The sequence below is a fragment of the Paenibacillus sp. N119s genome (genome assembly GCF_059447605.1).
On record NZ_JCAJRU010000327.1, the window covers coordinates 1 to 4,334 of the forward strand.

The window sequence follows — 4,334 nt, forward strand, 5'->3', positions numbered from 1 at the left end:
AAAAAGGCCCGTTGTCTGCATTTCTCGTTGTCTTGTTCATTCTGTTTGCTGGGTTCGCCCTGTTTCCGCTATTTGCCGTGACGCTGGCCTCATTCAAGCCATCAACGGAGCTGCTGCGCTACGGCTTGAATCTCAAGCTGGAGTGGGCCATCATGTCCTTGAAAAACTATGCGTTTATCTTTCAGGGGACGACGGATTATTTTCAATGGTACTGGAACAGCCTTGTCATTACCGTCTTGTTTACAGTGTTATGTCTGATATTGTCCGCGATGGTCGGGTACGGTCTGGAGATGTATCGTTTTAGACTAAAAAATGTGATTTTTACACTGGTGCTGGTCGTGATGATGATTCCGGTAGAAATTATCATGCTGCCGCTCTACAAACTCATGATCGGCATGAAGCTAATCAATACGGTATGGGGTGTGATTTTGCCGTTTGTCGTCGCACCGATTCCGATCTTTTTCTTCCGTCAATATTTGAGCGGAGTACCTAAGGACTTTATGGATGCGGCACGGGTTGACGGCTGTTCGGAGTATGGTATTTTTGTGCGGATTATGATGCCTCTGATGGCGCCTGCTTTTGCGGCAATGGCCATTTTACAGGCTATGAATAGCTGGAATAACTTCCTGTGGCCGATGATTGTACTGCGTACCAACGACATGCTGACACTGCCGATCGGTCTGTCCAGTCTGCTGACGCCATATGGCAACAACTATGATGTCCTGATTGCCGGTTCGGTTCTGGCTATCTTGCCAATTCTCGTCGTGTTTCTGTTCTTCCAGCGTTACTTTATTGAAGGGATGACGGCAGGCGGGGTAAAAGGGTAACCATTACGGTGCTGAATGAGTCGATTGAATACAAAAAATGTGTAAAGTCAGTGAAGACGGGCCGGGCATTGTCTCGGCCTGTTTTTTTATGGATTCAGTGATTTTCATTCTCATTTTCAAGGCTATCAACTGCACAAGCTATAGGTAAACGTGGTATGATGTTTGAAAGATTTCAAATACAGAAATATAGGCGGAGCGTGGAGAAGCTATGGAACCAACAGAAACCCAGAAAACCGAACCGGCCACGGCATCAACCGTTGGCATGGAGGATATTGTACGGGCGCATCATATGCTGCGTGAGGTGATTGTTCGTACACCTTTACAGAGGGATGCCGTCCTATCGGCTAAATATAACTGTAATGTGTATCTGAAGCGAGAGGATCTCCAGGTTGTGCGGTCCTTTAAAATCCGTGGAGCTTACAACATGATTCGCAGCTTGACTCCTGAGCAAATGGAAAAAGGGATTGTGTGTGCGAGTGCGGGTAATCATGCACAAGGCGTGGCTTTTTCATGTAACGCGCTTGGCATCCACGGTAAAATTTTTATGCCGAGCACAACGCCCAATCAGAAGGTGAAGCAGGTACGTCGCTTTGGCGGAGACAGTGTAGAGGTCATTTTGATCGGGGATACGTTTGACGATGCTTATGACGAGGCCATGAAGGTATGCAGCGAGCAGGAAATGACCTTCATCCATCCATTCGATCAGCCGAAAATTATTGCAGGCAATGGTACGATTGCCATGGAAGTGATGGAAAGCCTGGATACACCTATGGACTATGTATTCGTTACGATTGGCGGCGGCGGTTTGGCGGCAGGTGTAGGTACGTATGTTAAAACGGTGAGTCCGACCACCAAAGTCATCGGCGTTGAACCCCTGGGCGCAGCATCGATGACGGAAGCGATGCGTTTGAACAAGGTCGTTACATTGGAACAAATCGACAAGTTCGTTGACGGAGCTGCGGTCAAGCGTGTGGGGCAGTTAACGTATGACATTTGTAAACATACCTTGGATGATATTGTGAAGGTACCGGAAGGCAAGGCATGTACAGCGATTCTGGAGCTGTATAATGAAAATGCGATTGTTGTAGAGCCTGCGGGCTCGCTGCCTGTAGCAGCACTTGATCTGTATCGTGAGCAGATTCAGGGCAAAACAGTGGTCTGCATCGTCAGTGGTGGCAATAACGACATTGATCGGATGCAGGAGATTAAGGAGCGCTCCCTGATTTACGAAGGGCTAAAGCATTATTTTATGGTGAATTTCCCGCAAAGAGCAGGGGCACTACGTGAGTTTCTTCAGGAAGTGCTTGGACCGAACGATGACATTACTAGGTTTGAGTATACGAAAAAAAATGATAAGGAAAACGGACCAGCACTGGTCGGCATAGAGTTGTTCCACAAGGAAGACTATTTTCCTTTAATTGAACGAATGAATCGCAAAGGGATTAACTATACGGAATTGAACAAAAATGAGAATCTGTTTAATATGCTAATCTAGCAAGGAGCCTACGGGCTCTTTTTTTTGTATGTGCAATGTTATGAGTAGTTTATAAATTCCTTTTTATTTGAAATAAAGCGTTTACAAAACCGAAGTTGATAGGTTAATATATGGGTAACTTCATAAGTATAAACACTAATGTAATAAGCGTATCACCTGATTTTCATCATAAAGATATTAATTCGGAGGTGCGAAAGAATGTTGAAAGCATGGAAAAAATCAGTACGGGGTAGATTCGCCCGAACAGCGTTTGCTGCCGTAACTTCGGCTGCTTTGTTGCTGTCCGTGGTGCCGTCCACATCAGCCGAGCATTGGGCGTTAACTGGCGATGTGGCAGTACATGATCCGTCCATCACCAAGGAAGGCAATGCATGGTATATTTTCTCCACAGGGCAGGGGATACAGGTCCAAAGATCGGATGACGGACACAATTTTTACAGATTGCCGCAAATTTTCTTATCGCCACTACCATGGTGGAAATCGTATGTTCCTAAACAAACCCCAAATGATGTGTGGGCACCGGATGCTCAAAAGTACAATGGACGTGTCTGGGTTTACTATTCCATTTCTACATTCGGATCGCGCACTTCGGCCATTGGTTTAACTTCAGCAACGAGCATTGGTGCGGGAAGCTGGAGAGATGATGGATTAGTGCTGCGGACGACGGATTCTGACGATTACAATGCGATTGACCCGAATCTGGTTATTGATGCTTCTGGCAACCCATGGCTTTCCTTCGGTTCATGGAATTCGGGATTGAAAGTGACTCGCCTGGATAAAAATACGATGAAGCCTACGGGCCAGATTTATTCTATTGCTAAACGTACGGCTGGTGGTTTGGAAGCACCGCATGTTACTTACCGCAATGGCTATTATTATCTGTTTGCTTCCATCGATAACTGCTGCAAAGGCGTAAACAGTAATTACAAAATCATATATGGTCGCTCTACCAGTATTACCGGACCGTATTTGGACAAGAGCGGAAAAAGTCTGATGGACGGTGGTGGAACAATACTGGATGCGGGGAATGACCGCTGGAGGGGACCAGGTGGGCAATCTGTCTATAACAACAGCGTGATCGCACGTCATGCCTATGACGCCACCGATGGCGGAAATCCAAAGCTTCTGATTAGCGATTTGAAATGGGATTCGGCAGGCTGGCCTACCTACTAAATAGAGGTTGCTTGAAATCATCCGTGTAGTCATCTCACATAGATGTATCTAAAAACTGTTCCTCCTACAGGGGAACAGTTTTTGGCTTGCAATGTTGTAGAAACATGCTATTATGAATCAAGTTGATAATCATTATCATTTGCGTTTATTGTAATGAGGGTCGTAATGGCTTTCAGGTATGGAGGGAGTGACCTCACCAAAAATGCAGTCTAAAGACAGCATGGACAAACATACAGCTTCGACAGAGAGGACTGCTCCGGAAGTAGCCCTTATAGCCCGCACAGTGCTCCGAGCGGGGAGGATTCGGCAGGCGTTGTTGTTCACAGCCTCGGCTGTATTGCTGGCCTTGGCCATGTTTGCTGCCATTTCATTTGGAGCCAAGGATCTGACCCTAAGCACGGTATGGTCGGCAGTGTTTCACTATGATCGTTCGCTGACGACCCATCAGATTATTCATGAGCTGCGATTGCCGCGTGTGCTTGGTGCAGCTATCATTGGGGCTGCGCTGGCGGTTGCAGGCTCTTTGATTCAAGGCATCACGCGCAACCCGCTGGGGGATACAGGTGTGCTGGGCATTAACGCAGGAGCGATGTTTGTAGTTGCAGTGAGTTTTGCCTTTTTCCCTGATCTGCCTTATGGGACGTTAATTGTTTTGTCGTTCCTAGGGGCACTGATGAGTACCTTGCTGGTATTCGGACTGGGAGCTTCCGCGCCAGGAGGATTGACACCCATGAGACTCACGGTGTCTGGGGCTGTGACAGCAGCCTTGTTAGGTTCCATGACTTCGGGAATTGCGATTTACTTTGATCTAAGTCAGGATTTAGCCTTCTGGTATGCAG

The 4,334-nt window shown here is 46.9% G+C and carries 4 protein-coding genes; all 4 read left to right on the forward strand.

Annotation, left to right across the window (positions count from 1 at the left end):
* On the forward strand, positions 1-827 hold an 827-nt coding region (locus AC5V8P_RS23810; RefSeq protein ID WP_495473932.1), incomplete at its 5' end, for a carbohydrate ABC transporter permease.
* A 208-nt stretch (positions 828-1,035) separates the two neighbouring features.
* Positions 1,036-2,322: a threonine ammonia-lyase IlvA gene (ilvA, locus tag AC5V8P_RS23815; RefSeq protein WP_064795820.1), complete on the forward strand. Its 1,287-nt coding sequence runs from the start codon at positions 1,036-1,038 to the stop codon at positions 2,320-2,322.
* Positions 2,323-2,520: 198 nt separating this feature from the next.
* Positions 2,521-3,495: an arabinan endo-1,5-alpha-L-arabinosidase AbnA gene (gene abnA / locus AC5V8P_RS23820; protein WP_064795821.1), complete on the forward strand. Its 975-nt coding sequence runs from the start codon at positions 2,521-2,523 to the stop codon at positions 3,493-3,495.
* Between the two features lie 202 nt (positions 3,496-3,697).
* Positions 3,698-4,334, forward strand: a 637-nt coding sequence (locus tag AC5V8P_RS23825) for a FecCD family ABC transporter permease (protein ID WP_495473933.1), incomplete at its 3' end; no start/stop codon positions are given.